Annotated in this window: 1 protein-coding gene; it reads left to right on the top strand. The window is 40.2% G+C overall.

Annotated features, from left to right (window positions below; translation table 11 throughout):
- Positions 1-240: 240 nt before the first annotated feature.
- On the top strand, positions 241-530 hold a 290-nt coding region (locus KK062_RS29975), incomplete at its 3' end, for a BlaI/MecI/CopY family transcriptional regulator (protein WP_254088071.1).

The following is a 530-nucleotide window of genomic DNA, read 5'->3' as shown; positions in this document are numbered from 1 at the left end:
CAAAAAAAGCAACCTTGATCGGGTTGCTTTTTTTATTCCAGGGTACTGGTAAATTATTCTACTTGATTCGACCCGACAGTAAAAAAAGTAATCTCAAATCATCAACTAAAAAATTAGTTAAACTCCTTGCATCCGATCAACTAAAGTATTAGTTTTATAACTAATTACTTAGTAACCAAAAATACTGCACCCGATCAGCGCAGCACTTTCAACTATTGTCCACCACGCACCATGAAAGACATAAAAGAATTAACAAAAGCCGAAGACCAGATCATGCAAATCCTCTGGACACTGCAAAAAGCTTTTGTAAAACACATCGTGGAAGCCATGCCCGAACCCAAGCCGGCTTACAACACCGTCTCCACCATCGTGCGCATTCTGGAAACAAAAGGCTTCGTCGACCATACCGCCTATGGCAAAACACACCAGTATTATCCGCTCATCACCAAAGAGAAGTATACAAAGTTCTACCTGAATAATTTATTAAAAGGATACTTCGACGGCTCGTTCCAAAACCTGGTCTCCTTCTT

Origin of the sequence: Dawidia cretensis, from assembly GCF_018598175.1 — a bacterium.
Lineage (GTDB): Bacteria > Bacteroidota > Bacteroidia > Cytophagales > Cyclobacteriaceae > Ohtaekwangia > Ohtaekwangia cretensis.
This window is presented reverse-complemented; position numbering and strand designations above follow the sequence as displayed.